The organism is Microbulbifer mixtoriginis (SeqCode) (genome assembly GCF_052466765.1).
The window spans coordinates 3,516,934-3,533,429 of the sequence record NZ_CP174289.1 but is presented as its reverse complement, the minus strand read 5'-3'; the positions used below and the strand labels follow the sequence as shown (position 1 = coordinate 3,533,429).

Here is a 16,496-nt window from a genome sequence, read left to right as displayed (position 1 = left end):
CCCTCGGGGGCTTATTGATTGGTGCAACCTAAAAATTACTGTTTCTCTCCGATATCTGACCAAACCGCAAATTCATTGCCGCTGGGCTCGGCAAAATGAAAGCGCCTTCCTCCGGGGAAAGAAAAAATAGGTTTGACCACCTTAGCACCGCACCGCTCGACTTTTTGTAACGTATCTTCCAGGTCAGAACTATAGAGTACTACCAACGCGGCACCATTCACTGTTGAGCTGTGCATATCCGCCTGGAAAAAGCCACCGTCCAAGCCTGCGCCGGAGAAAGCGGAGTACTCGGGGCCATAATCTGTAAATTCCCAGCCAAAGGCCTCAGTGAAAAAAGCCTTGGTCTTTGCCAGACTCTTAGATGGGAACTCTACATAATTAATTTTTTCATGATTATCCATACCAAGCTCTCCCGATATTTTAATTTAATTCTCCCCTAACCAACGACGGGTTTTTCCGGCGTTTCCACCACCCGAAAACTGCCATTGGCCAGCGCGAGGGGTTGATCGTTATGCATAATAACGGCGCGATCCATCATCAGGTCAAAATCTAACATGGCGTAAAGAACAACTCCACGTCGGCCCTGGTAGATATTCGGCCGATAAACCAGTGCTGCCATGCGTACTCCCATAGGCGCGTACGAGTAACTGGCTTCACATACCAGCTTGCCACCGGCAGTGATATAGCAGTTGGATTCTGACTCATAACTGACAATATAGGTGGAGAGATCAGGGAAATCCCCCACCTCGGAATAATGGGTGCCAGTCCACTCCAGGCTTAAACCTACGAGACTTTTGAATGCACACGACATAAAGGGGCGCCCCTGTAACCCAACAAGACAGAACCTAGTATGGTCCTTCTTTCTCCCAAAGGGGGTCATCAGCTTAAAAACAAATGGGGGCAATTAATTTTTTAAGGAGAGCGAAATAAAAAAGACCGCACCACCAGGGTGCGGCCATTCGCTTCTAGGGAAAAGCTATCAACTCAAAGAATCCTGGTGAAGCGACGACAGGGAATTCAAAACCCCAGCGCCAGGGCAACCAGAATATTTATTATTAATCAAAAATTGACATATATCATCGTGGCCAGGAAATTTTTACTACTTGAGAGGCGCTGTCTTCAGCGTCCTCACCATCAGTCACTGTGAGGGTAATTTCGTAATTACCCGTTTGTGCGTAGCGATGTAACGCCCAACGGCCGTTGCGCTGCACTCCATCCCCAAAATCCCAGTGGTATTGCAGTTTATTATCACCGCTGTATTGGCTGCGATCTTCTACCCATACCCAACGGAAAAAGCGATGGAGTTTAAAGTTGGCCTGCAATGAAATCGCATCATCCATCACTTCAACAATCTGCTCCTGCGTGGATACCGCACCGCGATCGTCTTTTACCTGCAAACGTACCAAGTAATTACCCGGCACATCGAAAGTGTGGCTGGGGTTTTGCTCGCTACTGGTTACACCGTCGCCGAAATCCCAGGACCAGCTCAACAGCTCACCATCTGCATCACTGCTGTTATCGATAAAATTAATCAACAACCCTTCAGACCCCCAGCTGAATTCTGCCGTGGGCGCTAGGTTATCTGCACTCAGATCCAGCTCAACAATTAAGGGATCGTGATCGGATGCACGGAAGGGGCCTGTAGAATAGAGGTTTTCCTGCTGCTCTAGGCTCTTGTGTTCAAGGTTGTAATCCAACACTCGCGGTTCATCGGCATTAATATGCCAGTCCACGGCGGCAGTAACCAACGGAGCCAGTGAAGGGCTGGCCAGCGCATGATCCAGGTAGCCAGACTGGCCGTCATAGACATAGGAATAAGCCTGTCCCGCTCCGTACCATTCCAGCAGGTCGGTATAACCCGCCCCTTCAAGAGCCGTAATTGGATTTTCCATGGCGTAGCTGTTGAGGTCGCCCAGCACTAAAACACGGTCAATTCCAGTTCCGGTGGGGTCATTCTCAACCCAACTCACCAGGGCATCGGCAGCCTGAGTACGCAGAGCATTCCAGCAGCCCTGACCATCCCCCTGATCGCTGTTCAGGCTGCCATCATTTGGACAACTTCCCTTGGATTTAAAGTGGTTCACCACCACGGCGAGACGCTCACCAGAGGAGAGTTCGGCAAATGCCTGTAACAGCGGCTGGCGGTTACCGTCATCAAAAGGATAATCCTGCAGAGTAACGGCGCTGCCAATCGGCATAACGCGGTCGCTGCGGTAAATCATGCCCACGGCGATTTCATCACTGCCCAGCTGCGTGAGGTCCGGCTGCACAAACTGGTAGCTCTGTCCTGATGCTGCAGCATTGAGCCCATTGACCAGATCCTGGATGGCACTATCGACACCGTAGCCGTCGTTTTCCAGTTCCATCAATCCGACAATATCGGCTTCCATACGCAGGATTGCAGAAATAATTTTCTTTCTTTGGCGCTCAAACTCTTCCAAAGTATCGGCACCGCGTGAAGTGGGGAAGCCACCTCCGTTGCCGTCACCATTGAAGTAATTCAGCACGTTAAAGCTGGCAACACGCAGGCTGCCATCACCCGGTAAGATGGGCGCTTCATCGCGTAGATTGACCGGGGTAAATTGGGGAACTTCCACAGGGTGAACACGGTAGGCACCAAAGCCGTACCCCATCACTCCGGTAAGCCCCTCCAGAGTATCGCCACTGCGCAAGGTGTTAGAAGCGCTGAGACCCGAGGCCGGATAAGGCATTGTCTCGGGGTTTTGCACTGTGGAACCATCGTCCAGAATAATCTGGTTGAGTGCGTTGGCTTCCACTTGAGCCGCCGCTGCGGCGCCCGGCATATTATTGTGGGTGGGGATATACAGGCGGCCGTTGGACAGGATCACTTCGCCATAGCGGCCCAGGTTGTAATGACCGTTAACGGTGAGGCTCTGTGGGAATTCAACCAACATCCCTTCGAGCTGCTCCTGCTCTTCTACTGAGCCAAACGGCATCTGTACATTAGCCGCCGTTACCTGATAGCCGCTTCCACAAATGCTGACACCATCGATCTGATTCAACTCTGTGAAATCAAAAAACTCATCGACGATACCCCCCACGCGCACCAGGTCACCAACTTGCACACTCACACCGAAGCCATTGTCGTGTACAAACAGTCCTTCTGAAGTCGCATCCACGCCATCCTGATCGCTGTCCTCTTCCTGTAGGAAGAAACCGGCCAAGCCGGTATTGGGATCTTGGAAATTGCCGACAACCACCGCCTCAATTTCGTGGCGCTCGCCTTCAAGCGCACTCGCGCTACCGCTGCCCTGTATCTGGCTGATTAAGGTTGACGCATCGCCACAGGCCCCCAGCTCGATACCGCCATTACCGTCACCGTCACCATTGCCATTGCCACCATCGGCGCCGTGCCAGCCCAGGTGATCAAAATTATTCAACCCCTCACTGGACCACTCCAGAGCGGGATCGAAGGTGCTGTTGCCATCGGAGCGGCCTGTCTGCACATCCAGATTGCGTACCAGGGTTTGGTTTTGTGTGCCGAGGCTGCTATTGCCCCACTGGCTGCCGGGGTCAGTACCAATTTGGCCGATCACATCAACAAAACCATTAGGACCTACAAGTGCTACTACATCGTCACCATTAAACAGGCCACTGGTGTAAATCTGGTCGGCCTGATCCAGCAACACCGTATCGGCACTGCCATGGGTCAAAACAAATACCGCACCGCCCTGCAGGGTGCCACTCAAAGCAATGTTCGCGGAGGCGCTATTGGAACCATTGAAAAAAAGCTGGATGGCGTAATCACTCAGATCAATCGTAGTTTCACCGCCATTAAAAATTTCCAGCGCTTTATTGTTACCACTGCCCTCAATGTACTCCGAGATAATGAGGTCGCTGGCTTGGACCTCTGCAGCCATCAGTGGAAGACCCAGGGCTGCCAGAGCAGCCAAGCCAAATTGTTTCATCGTCGTTATTCCCAGTTGCCTGATACGGATTAAGCGGCGCAAAGAGTGGCGGGGAATTCCTAAATTTCGATGAAACAAATGTTAAATTTCGGTTTCAATGTGTAGTGATTGGGAAGGGTTGGCATTTGCCAGCAACCTAAAACCATGTGTCCGCGATCAAGCGAAGGGTTAACGGGTTCACAGGAGGTTGAGGAAATGCCACAGCATAGGGAGATACTCTACAATCATTTATATAAGCACTTATATAAATTCAACACTATGAAATACAGCCAGCTGGGTACTCGCCTCAGGCATTTAATCGAATTACTGGACGGTGATGTCGCAGATAGTTACCGCACCTGCGGTATTAAAAACTACAAGCCGCGTTATACACCGGTGATGCGAGCCCTTATCCACAAGAGCCCGGTCACCATCAATGAAATCGCGGCCAGTGCCGCAATCTCCCAGCCGGCGGTCAGCCAGACGGTCAGAGATATGGTCCAGCAGGGATTGTTAGAAATCCTCACCGGGGAGGATGCACGCCAGCGCAAGGTCCGCCTCAGCCGTAAAGGCCAGCGCTTACTACCAAAGCTTGAAGTCCACTGGCAAGCCACCGTTGAAGCGGAACGTTCATTAAATCGGCAACTGTCTACACCTCTAACAGCACTCGTCGAAGAGGCGATTACCGCTCTGCAGGAACACCCCTATCTCGATCGCATTCAGCAGTGCATTGCCAAGGAGAATAAAAAGCCATGAAACTGATTGCCGCCTTCAGCCTGGTCCTGTGCCACACCATCTCTTCAGCGACTTACGCAAGCGATGAGGATTGCCAGTTTAATCCCACCGTAGTTATCCAATCCGCCGCCAGCGCTATTGCAGAAACTTATGTACTCGCAAACAAAGCCCAAAGCGTTTCCCTGGCGTTGTTTGAGATGGCCAGTAGCCCTGAAGCTTTGCGCCTTTGTCGGGACTCCCAAAGTTTTGCCAAGCTAATTACCGAGAAAATCCGAACACTGTCCGGAGACAAGCATTTCTATTTGGAGCCGGTAAGCCCTAACGAAGATTCCAACAACTGGATAGCACAGTGGCGGGCCGAGGCGCCCAAGAACAACTATGGTGTAAAGAAACTAGAGTTATTGCCCGGTAATATTGCCTACTTCAAACTCTCTTCATTCCACACTTTTGAAAATGCCCGGCAAAGCCTGGCAGCGGCATTTACCCTGTTGCAACACAGTGACGGTCTGATATTGGACCTGCGCAATAATGGCGGTGGTGATAGTGATACAGCCACTGCCATCCTCGAATCCTTTGTGGACCCCACTAACCCCCTGCCATATGTCATTGAAACCAGAGAGAAGCAACATTCCCCTGAACGCATCAAAGAACTTCCCTGGCCAGCCTATGGCACCCAGAGACCCATGGTAGTACTGATCAATGGACGCTCCTTCTCCGCATCAGAAAGCATCGCCTTCTCGCTGCAACAACTGGGTAGAGCCACTATTATCGGTAGTGCCAGCGCCGGCGGAGCCCATATGATGGATGCGCCTCAGACCCTGCCATTTAGCTTTGAAATTGGAATTCCCTCTAGTCGCCCGGTTTCGACTTTATCTAAGGAGCTGGTTAACTGGGAGGGTCAGGGGGTGAGGCCGAATATTGAAAGCAGCGAGCAAGAAATTTTACAGGTGGCGTTAGAGGTTCTTAAAAAATAAACTGCGTTTTAAAACACACCCAAACATTAAAGCAATGGAATTGTAGAAATCAACAATGCGTACCTCTTTACAACCTATAACCCAGAATAACTATGAGGCGGTCTGCGATCTGGATGTCGCCGAAGCACAGCAAGAATACGTCGCCTGCAATATGTGGTCACTGGTGGAGGCACAGTTCAATTCAGGATATGAAACTCGTGCGATTTATACGGGAGAAAAGCCCGTTGGTTTTCTTATGTGGGTGAAAGAGAGCCGTGAAAAAATTTCCATTTGGAGATTTATGGTTGACCAGAAGCAGCAGGGGAAGGGGATAGGTAGGGCTGCGCTTCAGCTAGCCCTACAAGAAATCCGGCAAACACCCAATATCGAGCAAATAGAAATCTGCTACAACCCTAAAAACCCAGTGGCTAAAGACTTTTATTCCAATTTTGGTTTTACTGAAGTGGGTATGGATAAGGACAACGAAGATATGCTTGCCATTATCAACCTCACCAATAAAACTCCTGAAGAGGCTGATGCTATCTAAACGGGCAGGCGGGCTTAGTGCCACTCCAAACCGGTAAATCGAGATCTTCTTTATTGTCTGATGGCGCCCCTGTGCGACTCTTAAAAGAACCTTCCTCTATGGTCAGGCGCATCAGGGCCGTACCCTTGCGCTCCTGAGGGTTTGGAGCGCGCACCTGGTTCCAGCGGCCGGGCTCGATATCTTCGATAATAGACTTGAAAACCGCATCAAACTCCTCTGGGTCCTGTACCCGCGCACCGCGGCAAAACAAAACTGCCGAACGATAGTTGGCACTGTGATGAAAGGCGGATTTAGCCAGGACCCATTCGTCATAGTGGGCAAAGGAAATACACACCTGCTGCCCCGAATCCAGTAATTTCTGCAGGCGGCTTTTATTGAGCACATGAAAATACAAAAAGTCCCCATAGCGCCATACCGTCATGGGAATAACAATCACTTCACCATCCTGAGTAAAACCTATATGCCCCAGCTTCAGTTCATCGACCAAACGATAAATATCCTCGCGGCGATAACTGGCCCTCTTGTCAGCACGGCGCACCCGGCTTTTCGCAGTTACCGGCAGTTCACTCTTTGCGGAATCTAAAACTACCATTCTTAAAAACTCCCACAACGATTTATCAACAACAGATATCGCCAATATAGGGAGTTACTGGTACTCTGATTAGATCCAGTTTTAATCAGTTAATGGTGCCAGTTTGAGCAGCCCCGATTTTGCCGACTTAACCCTGGACCCCAGGCAACCGTTACAAAGCCAGTTATACCGCAGCCTGGTGGAGTGGATTTGCAGCGGCCGTCTCGCAGCAGGGAGCAAGCTCCCCTCCTCTCGTAGACTATCCTCCACCCTGAATATCAGCCGCAATACGGTCACACTGGTGTTAGAGCAGCTCAAAGCAGAGGGCTTTGTTACCAGCCGTGTCGGACAGGGCGTTTTTGTATCTAGCGCCCTGCCCGCTTACGTACAGAAACCACAACACCAGGCATGGCATTCCCAAGGCTCCGATAGTACAGCTCCCTTACCAGGGCTCTCAGCCCTTGGCCAAAAGCTGCAGACTGCAACGGCATTTAAAACCGACAGCGGCGAATCTCTACCTTTTTCACCGGGTATACCGGATCTCAATGCCTTTCCTTTAGCTATTTGGTCCAGACTCTACAGGCGCCATAAAGATAGGTTTCCACTGCTTGGCTATGGGCACAGCCAGGGCCATCCACCCTTACGCCAGGCACTGGCAGAATACCTGCGCAGCTGCCGCGGAGTGCTCTGTGATGAAGACCAGATCATCATAACCAATGGCGCCCAGGAAGCCTTGAGCCTGTGCGCACAAGTGCTACTTGGCCCCGGAGATACCGCCATCATGGAAAACCCTGGCTACCGCCGCGCCCGCTGGGTGTTTCAAGCCTGCGGCGCCAAGTTGGCATTGGCCGAATTGCAAAGCGGCTATTTAGACGTGGATGCACTGATTAAAAGCCAACTGCACGGCAAAGTCCTCTACACCACGCCAACCCATCAATACCCCATGGGCGGAGTCATGCCTGCCAGTGAACGGCTAAAGCTGTTGGACTGGGCCAGCAAGACGCAATGCTGGATTTTAGAGGATGACTATGACAGCGAATTTTCCTTTAAGCACAAACCTGTCGCCGCTCTCCAGGGAATGGCAGAGCATACCCCGGTTATCTACATGGGCAGCTTCAGTAAAAGCCTGCAGCCCGGCCTGCGTTTAGGTTACATGATCGTTCCCAAGCCCTTTGTACAGGCATTTGCTCGGGCAAAGGAAATACTCTCCGGCCACTCCCCCCTACTTGCCCAGGCGGTTGTTGCCGACTTTATTGACGAGGGGCACTTCGTACGACACCTGCGCAAAATGCGCATCAACTATCGGGAAAAATGGCTGCATTTTTGCGACTTGGCACGAGATAAACTGGAACCCCAGGCGCAACTCATCGCAAGTAGTGCCGGAATGCACTTGGTACTCGCCACGCCCGGCCGGAATGACCTAGAACTGTCAAAGCAATTAGCCCAGCACCGCTTCGGTAGCACTCCACTTTCTTTTTTCTACCCCGATAAATCATTGAACCATGGCCTGGTATTAGGGTTTGCCAATACCAGTAAACAACAACGAGAGGACTGTATAGATCTTCTGCAGAGTTTTTTAACACACTCATTCAGCTAGCAAACTTTCAATATCATTATTATTGGCAACAGCATTTCTATGCCATGGTCAGTAGAAAATATTGTTAGTGTATTTCTTATATACACTCACCCTGCATATGCCTGGCCAGCCCTAGCCTGAAGTTATCCACACTTTCCTATTGCCGATAAAGACAACAACTTGGATGGATACACGCTAAAATAGCGAACTTTTTTTGGCACAAGGATTGATCTATGGGGGTCGAATTCAACTAGGCTGGGTTTATGCACAATTCCAGCCAAACTTTAGATACTAGCCAAACAAAAGCGGCAACCTCGCCAACTGCATGGCTAGCCATGATAAGCCTTTTTTTAGGCGCCGCTTGTATCCAACTGGTCATTATGCGCTACCTGAATGGCGAGATGGCTCCGCAGGCCTTTGCAGCCGTATTAGAGCAGCTTATTCGAACAGAAGAAGTCCCCGCAGCCCTTAAATCTTTAGCCATTTTTTTCACCCCGCACATCACCAGCCTGACTTACTCACTGCATTTTGTCATTCTACTTGCCGGGGTACTCTTAATATTGCGGGTATTAATGACCCTAGGCGCCCTACTCATGTTTGTGAGCTTCATAGTATTATGGGGCTTTACTTATATGGGCGAAAATAGCTGGTTCTTTGAGTTTTTATCACCGGCTTTATATGCATTAGTCTTAGCGGTAAGTAACTATAACCTCACCCCAAATATTCAGAAACCATCCGATCAAGCCTCATCTCATCCTACGCCCTATCACCTGCGTCTATTGGGCAGTATTCTGGCACCCGATATAAGCTTTTTGTCCTGGTGCCTCTGGGTGATTGTGGCATCTAGCGTGTTGTTTGCGATATTTTTGATGTCGCGCAACGGCGGCAATCACATACTTCTAGCCAGCCTTTTATCCAGTATCACCATTGCCGCCCTAGCAATACTTTCAAAATTTTTAGACCGATATCGCATAGTCTTACAGACAGAACAATCCAATCTGCTGGTAGGGCGTTGGATTAACCTGTTCACCATCACCATTGGTGTTATGTTGATTTTCCAGGTTTATGAAGACAGCTTACTGAACTGGTTTACCGTAGAGGGCTATAGAGGGCTGGTGAACTCCTATGTAGAATACGGAAACACCCCGCTATGGTTTCGCAACGCATTAGCCTGGGTTGCAGAGCATGCCAATATTTTTATGCCCATTCAAAGGGTTTTCGAAGTCTCTGCCGCAATCTGTATGGTCATATTAGTTTTTCGGTTCCCTATTGTTCTATTAACTACCGGACTATTCGCCATTCTCTCCTTTACCGAATTTGGAGTAACCAATGTTTGGCCCCCAGCCCCTGGCAAGCCCCCGGCCTGGGTGTTTGAGCTACTACTCACAACTTTGGTGAGCTTAACTTGTGGCCTTTACTATCTTTTTGATGCTTTGAAATGCAAATCCTGGCGTTACTGGCTGCTTGGTTCCAAGGTGTTTGAATCTATATCTAAGCTGGATAAACGTCTATTGTTTATTTTGTTTTTTGTCCTGGAGATAATTGTATTTTCAGTGAGCCCAACCAGCAAAGAAAACGATATAATAGCATTGCACTTGGCAGCACTTGCACTGATTCCTTTATTTTATATATTGATACTTGTAGATATTTATAGAAAAGAGAACACAAAACACTAATCATCAATCAGACTTAATCTTGGCTAAAATGATAAGCGTCCATTCGCGGCTCTCTACTCTTTTATCCATATAATTTACTCACACAAAAAATTTGGCACAGAAATAAGAAAAACCCCAATCAAAGGCTTGGATAAAAATTCAATACCAAAAACAGTTTACTAAAGAATTAAAAGCTTATTAAAGCTGAGCACAGCATTTCTATATTAAAAAAACAGACATACCCTGAGATATACAACTTGGTTGTCAATAGAGGCTTATCTTTACTACTTAAAACCAAGTTAGAAAAATTAAGCCATTTATTTGAAAGTCCCCGCTAAGGACTTCCCTACAAGTTATTTTAAAATTTTAAATACTGTTTAGACAGGAAGACATGGTCATTACTTGTCATGCCCTAGTTTTAGAACTAAACCAAAATATGATTCAAGAGATAACTTAGCACCTCATCATCTTCGACAACTAATCTTTCAAGCACATCAAGATGATCACGATTATTTGCAATGATAAAATGACAGGGATTTCCGGACTTTAATAGCTTTTCTTGATACTCCTTTGTCTGACGAAAAAACTCAGGGGTATCAAATTCAGGTACTATCAAATGTAGTGGACAGAGCTTTCTACCTTCTCTTAGCGGCATTAACTGTGGGCTTACCTTCTCCGCCGACTCCATTGACATATTAATCGTGTCATTGACAAAGCTATTCACCAGTGGACGGATATCGAAAAGCCCAGCCAGAGAAAATGCGCCTTTGAACTTATCCTGCGTAGATTTTGAAATATCAAACTGGCTCCAATCTGTCTGATGTAACATCCCTACTAACTGACCACCTGCCGAGTGCCCCACCAGGTAAACTGCAGGCGTACCTCTTTGCTCTGCCTCCTTAAGTACCTTAGCCATTGCATACTGTGTCTGTTTTACTATGGACTCCATAGGCACGCCATTATTCCAATCCTGGGCCATACGATAACCAGGCATATAAACAGCAATCCCTTTTCTATTAAAAGGCTCAGCCAGAAAGGAAAACTGCTCTTTTGAGAACCATTGCCACCAACCTCCATGGATATAAATGACTATGGGTGCATCTTCAGCAACATTCTCAGGCCTAAAAACATCCATTGAGCCTGATAATTCCCCTTCCCCAAAACTAACTGTTTGCAGTCCACCTTTGATCGCCTGTCGGTAATTGGAGCTGTGACTCTCTGTGAATTCTACATGAGCTGGTAACAATTTTTCTGGCGGCAAACGATGATTCCACAGAGTCGGATTGTACTGTTCGTCAGTTTTTTCCCGAGTAAAACTATTCCAATATTCGTTCATGTTATATCCTTTCACTTCGCATTTTTGTCCAAGGCTTCAAAATGGTCCTCACGCAGGCGCATAGTGCCGTCCTCCTGGAGAACCCAGAGCTCTCGTGTAATTACCCCTTGCGCGTTATTCATTCTCCAGTTGCTGGAAAGTACGGTTGAAGTGTCATCTACTGCCTCGATTTTTGTATCCAGGTAAGTCACATCCGAGAACCCCTGAGCCACAAGGTTTTCCCAAAAAGCCTGTATCTGCTCCCGCCCCTGGAATAGCCCAAATGGCTTGGCCATCATTTGCGCATCCTTTTCGTACATAGAAGCGCAGCCTTCTGCATTTCCTTGGTTGAAAAATGACTTCCAACGCTCGCTGGCTATTACAGTTTTTTCAATTAATGCCTTATTCAAATCAGATTCCTCTTCACGATAATTAAGTATTAACTTTCTGCAAGCATAGTGCCCCAGACACCGCCTTTTGATAAACAGCCATAAAGTTAAATTAGTGTTTAGAAGAATTAAACAATGAAACCCTATCTAGAAGATATGCAAGTATTTCTAGCTGTTGTTAAAGTGTGCAGTTTTACGGCAGTGGCTAATAGCCTGGCACGTACTAGAGTGGCAAAGCCAGACGGTAACCCAACTGGAAAGAGGTCTGGGAATGAGGCTACTATACCGAAGTACCCGAGCGCTCTCGTTAATGTAAGCAGGCACGCAGTTCTACATTACTTGCCATAAAATCAGAGATATTTATTGCACTGCCCTGGCAGACTTAAAAAGCACCAGTGAAAAACTCTCGGGACACTGACAATTACTGCGCCTCACGCACTTTTCGAGCCGGTTATTGTTCCAGCCAGCTCACAGAGCAGCATACACAGCTTAGTGTTCGATTACTCGCTAACAATACCCCTATCGACCTGATTGAATTACAGGTAGATATTGCAATTCGCCTGGTCAGCCTGGATTTGCAGTCAACCAAAGTATCCGATCTAGGTGTGCTCCGTGAAAGCCTTAATCCGAATAGAGAGTAAATAGATAGGCAAGGTAATTTATTAGAGAATCTCTATTATTTACGCCAGTGGAGTCATATCGCCAGTGGCTAGCAGTGAATTCTGGTTAAATATAAGTTGCCTAATACAGATACAATACGAGTCACACCAAAGTCCGCGGTAACTCTTTGCGCAGTTTTTTTCAAATAACAGAAATGGGCTTGAAGATTGAGAGGCACGCGGATATTACGGCAGCTAAGCTTGTCAAAGAGGGGGTTCTGGAAACAGTAACAACAGTAGCCTTGACACCAATACACTATATGTATCTTTTCACCAAAAGACCTCCTGCGAATGTTCAGTACTTCGTTAAAAGCATTAAGTAGGCTGCAAGCCATTTAAAGGAACACACGGGTGTAACGCTACATCATGAGATGATCTACCAGCTAATTTACTTATGGTGAGGACTTATACAAGTATCTTAGGAGTGCATCAAAGCACCATCGTAAGTGCTACGGTAAGTATGATCGACACGGAAAAATAAAAACAATTACCATTTGACAATGGTCTTGAATTCGCTGGCCATACAACGATTGCAGAAGGCTTGGAAGCTGATATTTATTTTGCTCACCCATATTCATCTTGGGAGAGGGAAATTAATGAAAACATTAACGGCCTCATTCGGCAGTATTTCCCAAAGAATACCTACTTCAATAAAGTAACAGAGGAGCAGATTCAATTTGTAATAGATCACCTAAACAGTAGATCAAAAGCGAGTCTGGGTGGAGGGTCTCCGAATGAGCAATTTATGGGGCTGTAAGATAATCTTCTTGCAGCATGGAAGTATTGCAGCTATTACTTGAAACCAAGAAGCAAATAGTATTTAGCAACAACCTTTCAAACACCCTAATAATAACATGGTCGGACAAGTATCAAGCTGATTCACAAACTATATAGCCTAGAGCTACCAGCACCCCCAACTCCATCATTAAACCCGACAACACCAATATAAACCTTCTGAAAAATGACCTAGAAGATTGACACATTAAATATCACTATTGAGAAAGAACGCAATCAAATTAAAAAATGATTCCTAGCCCAAAAGGATATATTTATGAATTGACATCACCTAGAATCACCAGACAACAATCTACCTAACACCCAACGACTACTACAAATACAATTTACTCTTTTATGGATTAAATTCAAACCTAACAACACCATGTTCAACATATGGTGATCTATATTTTTAGAAAAAATAATCAATTGACCTTCATTAGCTGTGCAAGACGAACTCAGAGAAAAACTATTTTGTGCACTAGTGATTTTACCTATAACAAAAATGATGTTGACCAATTTCTTTACTTCTTTACTTCTTTACTTCTTTACTTCTTTACTTCTTTACCATCATCTTACAATCTTGATTAGGTATCGAATAGTCATTTAGTGTAGTGAAGGGGCTTAAATTAAGCCCCTTAAAGAACCTCAAGGAGGTCAATTAATCCTATTCGCCATCTGAAAACGAATCTTCTTTAATGGTCCAAACTTTTGAAGAGTTATCTTCACAGTCAACTTTTCCAACCAACCAGTTAGGAGCATTTTGGAACTGTGGAGCCAAGCAATGGCCTGTGAGTCTGTTTTTAATTTGATAAAAACTACTATCATCGGAAAAACGATAAGGACCAATAAAGTCCCAAGTTGTTGCATCAGTTTTTTCCGTATCAGGACGTATGCTATGATGGCCAATGCCCAAATCTATATCACTCACATAAGATTCATTATTTGCCTCAGTGTCCCAAATCAAATATCCACCATTATGTGGTAATAAGGCTATTTGACACGATAAATTGCTACCACGATATCCTGCAGGTAAAGTTGAACTTGCGCTGTGAAATGAACTGATGCAACCATTAAATCCTGTTAATCCTTCTGGGGCAATTATTGTGTGATTACCACTCGCTGCTGTAGGGAGTTCTATAAATTCCAGTGCAAAAATCTCGATATCAGATGGCGCAATTCCACAAGCAACGGTAGTCAGCACTCCATTTTCATTGCTCAAGCAATGACCGGTAGTATAGTTTGCTAACCGGAAAAGACCATCACCATCAAAATCATTTATAACCCAGACGGCATCATCTCCAAGCCCACTATAAAATCCAAGGCCATCATCTTTTTGCTTTAAGCTCCTGCTATCAACCGTTATCCGATACCCATCTTGATATTTCGCAACTTCAAAAACATAGGATTCTTCATCGCAATTAATTGCCCCAAAGCGACCAAAACAGGTGTTATCGGGCACATGACGCAAGCGAATATAGGTCCCCTCGGGGATATCTGTACCATCGATTTCCCACCTGTCATCGTTCTCGCACCCTCCCATAATGAGCCTGTCGTTTTCATCAACAATTAGACACCTTTCTGTATTTGAATTCACAATCTGGTACTCAGTGTCCAAAAAATGTCTTTTCTTAAACTGCCAAACAGAGTCACTCCCAACACTAGACCGGATAACAAAGCCATCTGAATCTTCACCTTTATCTTTAAAGTTACGATTATCAGCAAGCCTAGAGATCGTATAACCATCCTGATAGGGCCTGATCATAAATTGGCTGGCACCAACATCACAATTTAGCTTTACTGTACCATCCATACTGGCACATTTGTCAGTAGACTTATATTTAAGCCTTACTCCCCTGTAAGTTTCTAGATCAAAGACATCCTTTATCTCGATTAGATCTTCATCAGCCTGGGCGTCAGTTATTTTTAAAGCGTGGTTATACCAATCCCAGGAATCCACAATAAATGCAAGGCTATGAAAGATAGAGTTTCTTTTCGATTCACTTGCGAATTGACTATTGCTATAAAGGTCATCAATATACTCATCACGCCACTGATTACATTGACTCTCAGGGACAGCTTGTGAAGTAAAGTTGTTATAATTATCTATATATGAATATCTAACACCACCACCAGAGCACTCTCTTACGAAGGATTCCCTATAAGCTCCTAGTCGAGATTCACGAAAATCTAATTCTACTGAAACTAGCCCCGGAAATAAATTATTCTCGTTAACTTTAATACCAACATCATCTAATATTTTTTTATAAGAGCCAATTTCATTGACATCCTTAACCCGGTTATACGTCAAGTAAGTATCATTACCGCCCCTGCATGCATCCAGGGCATCTTCTGGCTCAATTAAGTAGTCTGTAAGTACAACTTCATCATCGTGTTTAATTGAATTCAATATCGAGGGAGAAATTAACTCATCATCCTCCACATTCTTCCAGGACGCATAGGAGCCTCTATTATAACAATAGCGATTCCATTCTTTTCTGTGCATAAACTCCATCTGAATGATCGCTATATATCCTGGTATAACTTCATCAATCAGAGCTTTATATTTAGCTGATGTTGGTGTATCGGCATCCAATTCCTTATCTATTTTCTCCCCAAGGCTTACTGCTAACAACTGTAGTTTGGAAGCAATATTAGCATGGCTAGATAAAATTCCATTATCCACAATTTCTTGCTGAATAAGACTAACCAAGCCGGTGAGATCTGTTAGATCTTGACCAAGGTAAGCTCCTTCTAAATTTGAAATGCGGCTATTAAATTCTTCCAAGCAACTTACCAATTGAGGATCAGCCCCCGGAGTCATTTTTTCAACAACTCCACCTTTTACAGCACTATAAATAAAAGGGTACGCTTTTGAAATAAGAGAGAAGGATTCCGGCACACCGAGTGCCGTAGATATCACATTATTTGCAAGTAAAATTCCTACACTTTGACCATCGTAAGAGACAGCAGAGCTGGCCTCTCTTGAAGCATAATCATAACAAGCACCGCTAAGCTCATTCGCAGATGCATTAGCGGCTACCAGGGAGATACCTGCACACAAGGTAACCCTCTTCATAATTTTCATATCTTTACTCCTAGAAAATCTGCATTTAAATAAAGTCAAAATTGACCCTAGAAATATAGCTGGAAAAAGTATTAAAGAGTTAGGTCCAGTTTTGAAAAAACCATGGTGCCAGCATACATATCAACAGAAAAGGCTGTAAAATTCACAATATATTTTTTTAAGCAACAACGAAATGATTACAAATGAAACCATCTACCAGCCTTGCTTGGGAAAGCGTGATTTATTTTAGATAATTACATTTTAAAAATGAATTTTCATTTTCTAGATCTAACTCTTTGGTGACACCATATTGATAGTAATGTCAAAATAAGTAAGATTCAGCTTTT

13 protein-coding genes and 1 pseudogene are annotated in these 16,496 nt (G+C 45.7%); 7 read left to right on the top strand and 7 right to left on the bottom strand.

What is annotated here, in order from left to right:
* Positions 1 to 35: 35 nt before the first annotated feature.
* The 3 genes from ACJJIV_RS15405 to ACJJIV_RS15395 all read right to left on the bottom strand — a co-directional run bounded on the left by ACJJIV_RS15405 (position 36) and on the right by ACJJIV_RS15395 (position 3,929).
* Positions 36 to 401, bottom strand: a complete 366-nt coding sequence (locus tag ACJJIV_RS15405) for a VOC family protein (RefSeq protein WP_444887058.1) — start codon at positions 399 to 401, stop codon at positions 36 to 38.
* Between the two features lie 35 nt (positions 402 to 436).
* The gene (locus ACJJIV_RS15400) at positions 437 to 811 is read right to left on the bottom strand and encodes a hypothetical protein (RefSeq protein WP_444889542.1); all 375 of its coding nucleotides are present in this window, start codon (positions 809 to 811) and stop codon (positions 437 to 439) included.
* Positions 812 to 1,076: 265 nt separating this feature from the next.
* The gene (locus ACJJIV_RS15395) at positions 1,077 to 3,929 is read right to left on the bottom strand and encodes an ExeM/NucH family extracellular endonuclease (protein ID WP_444889541.1); all 2,853 of its coding nucleotides are present in this window, start codon (positions 3,927 to 3,929) and stop codon (positions 1,077 to 1,079) included.
* A gap of 195 nt (positions 3,930 to 4,124) precedes the next feature.
* Between ACJJIV_RS15395 and ACJJIV_RS15390 the strand changes: the two genes are divergently transcribed.
* From ACJJIV_RS15390 to ACJJIV_RS15380, 3 genes are read left to right on the top strand one after another with little or no spacing between them, the layout of a single operon-like run.
* Positions 4,125 to 4,664: a MarR family winged helix-turn-helix transcriptional regulator gene (locus ACJJIV_RS15390; protein WP_444889540.1), complete on the top strand. Its 540-nt coding sequence runs from the start codon at positions 4,125 to 4,127 to the stop codon at positions 4,662 to 4,664.
* Positions 4,661 to 5,617: a S41 family peptidase gene (locus ACJJIV_RS15385; protein WP_444889539.1), complete on the top strand. Its 957-nt coding sequence runs from the start codon at positions 4,661 to 4,663 to the stop codon at positions 5,615 to 5,617. The genes ACJJIV_RS15390 and ACJJIV_RS15385 overlap by 4 nt, the downstream gene beginning before the upstream one ends.
* 55 nt (positions 5,618 to 5,672) lie before the next feature.
* Positions 5,673 to 6,143, top strand: a complete 471-nt coding sequence (locus ACJJIV_RS15380; protein ID WP_444889538.1) for a GNAT family N-acetyltransferase — start codon at positions 5,673 to 5,675, stop codon at positions 6,141 to 6,143.
* Here ACJJIV_RS15380 and ACJJIV_RS15375 read toward each other — a convergent pair.
* Positions 6,136 to 6,735, bottom strand: a complete 600-nt coding sequence (locus ACJJIV_RS15375; protein WP_444889537.1) for a pyridoxamine 5'-phosphate oxidase family protein — start codon at positions 6,733 to 6,735, stop codon at positions 6,136 to 6,138. The two genes, ACJJIV_RS15380 and ACJJIV_RS15375, sit on opposite strands and share 8 nt — an antisense overlap.
* Positions 6,736 to 6,838: 103 nt before the next feature.
* Here ACJJIV_RS15375 and pdxR point away from each other — a divergent pair, with 103 nt between their 5' ends.
* Positions 6,839 to 8,311 carry a MocR-like pyridoxine biosynthesis transcription factor PdxR gene (gene pdxR, locus ACJJIV_RS15370; RefSeq protein ID WP_444889536.1) on the top strand — a complete coding sequence of 491 codons (1,473 nt, stop codon included), beginning with the start codon at positions 6,839 to 6,841 and terminating at the stop codon, positions 8,309 to 8,311.
* A 314-nt stretch (positions 8,312 to 8,625) separates the two neighbouring features.
* Positions 8,626 to 9,966, top strand: a complete 1,341-nt coding sequence (locus ACJJIV_RS15365) for a hypothetical protein (RefSeq protein WP_444889535.1) — start codon at positions 8,626 to 8,628, stop codon at positions 9,964 to 9,966.
* 403 nt (positions 9,967 to 10,369) lie between these two features.
* Here ACJJIV_RS15365 and ACJJIV_RS15360 read toward each other — a convergent pair whose 3' ends face one another.
* Both ACJJIV_RS15360 and ACJJIV_RS15355 read right to left on the bottom strand, forming a co-directional pair.
* Positions 10,370 to 11,281, bottom strand: coding sequence for an alpha/beta hydrolase (locus ACJJIV_RS15360; RefSeq protein WP_444889534.1), 912 nt, complete (start codon positions 11,279 to 11,281; stop codon positions 10,370 to 10,372).
* A gap of 11 nt (positions 11,282 to 11,292) precedes the next feature.
* The gene (locus ACJJIV_RS15355; protein ID WP_444889533.1) at positions 11,293 to 11,670 is read right to left on the bottom strand and encodes a YybH family protein; all 378 of its coding nucleotides are present in this window, start codon (positions 11,668 to 11,670) and stop codon (positions 11,293 to 11,295) included.
* Between the two features lie 374 nt (positions 11,671 to 12,044).
* Between ACJJIV_RS15355 and ACJJIV_RS15350 the strand changes: the two genes are divergently transcribed.
* Both ACJJIV_RS15350 and ACJJIV_RS15345 read left to right on the top strand, forming a co-directional pair.
* Positions 12,045 to 12,290, top strand: a complete 246-nt coding sequence (locus ACJJIV_RS15350) for a hypothetical protein (protein WP_444889532.1) — start codon at positions 12,045 to 12,047, stop codon at positions 12,288 to 12,290.
* 344 nt (positions 12,291 to 12,634) lie between these two features.
* A pseudogene (locus ACJJIV_RS15345) lies at positions 12,635 to 13,065 on the top strand (IS30 family transposase); the annotation flags it as partial.
* Positions 13,066 to 13,749: 684 nt separating this feature from the next.
* Here the strand turns inward: ACJJIV_RS15345 and ACJJIV_RS15340 are convergent.
* The gene (locus tag ACJJIV_RS15340; protein ID WP_444889531.1) at positions 13,750 to 16,170 is read right to left on the bottom strand and encodes a ricin-type beta-trefoil lectin domain protein; all 2,421 of its coding nucleotides are present in this window, start codon (positions 16,168 to 16,170) and stop codon (positions 13,750 to 13,752) included.
* Positions 16,171 to 16,496: the final 326 nt, after the last annotated feature.

Coding starts and splice junctions, on each gene's coding strand:
- ACJJIV_RS15405 (WP_444887058.1), bottom strand. CDS start 401: ATGGATAATCATGAAAAAATTAATTATGTAGAGTTCCCATCTAAGAGT.
- ACJJIV_RS15400 (WP_444889542.1), bottom strand. CDS start 811: ATGTCGTGTGCATTCAAAAGTCTCGTAGGTTTAAGCCTGGAGTGGACT.
- ACJJIV_RS15395 (WP_444889541.1), bottom strand. CDS start 3,929: ATGAAACAATTTGGCTTGGCTGCTCTGGCAGCCCTGGGTCTTCCACTG.
- ACJJIV_RS15390 (WP_444889540.1), top strand. CDS start 4,125: ATGCCACAGCATAGGGAGATACTCTACAATCATTTATATAAGCACTTA.
- ACJJIV_RS15385 (WP_444889539.1), top strand. CDS start 4,661: ATGAAACTGATTGCCGCCTTCAGCCTGGTCCTGTGCCACACCATCTCT.
- ACJJIV_RS15380 (WP_444889538.1), top strand. CDS start 5,673: ATGCGTACCTCTTTACAACCTATAACCCAGAATAACTATGAGGCGGTC.
- ACJJIV_RS15375 (WP_444889537.1), bottom strand. CDS start 6,735: ATGGTAGTTTTAGATTCCGCAAAGAGTGAACTGCCGGTAACTGCGAAA.
- ACJJIV_RS15365 (WP_444889535.1), top strand. CDS start 8,626: ATGATAAGCCTTTTTTTAGGCGCCGCTTGTATCCAACTGGTCATTATG.
- ACJJIV_RS15360 (WP_444889534.1), bottom strand. CDS start 11,281: ATGAACGAATATTGGAATAGTTTTACTCGGGAAAAAACTGACGAACAG.
- ACJJIV_RS15340 (WP_444889531.1), bottom strand. CDS start 16,170: ATGAAAATTATGAAGAGGGTTACCTTGTGTGCAGGTATCTCCCTGGTA.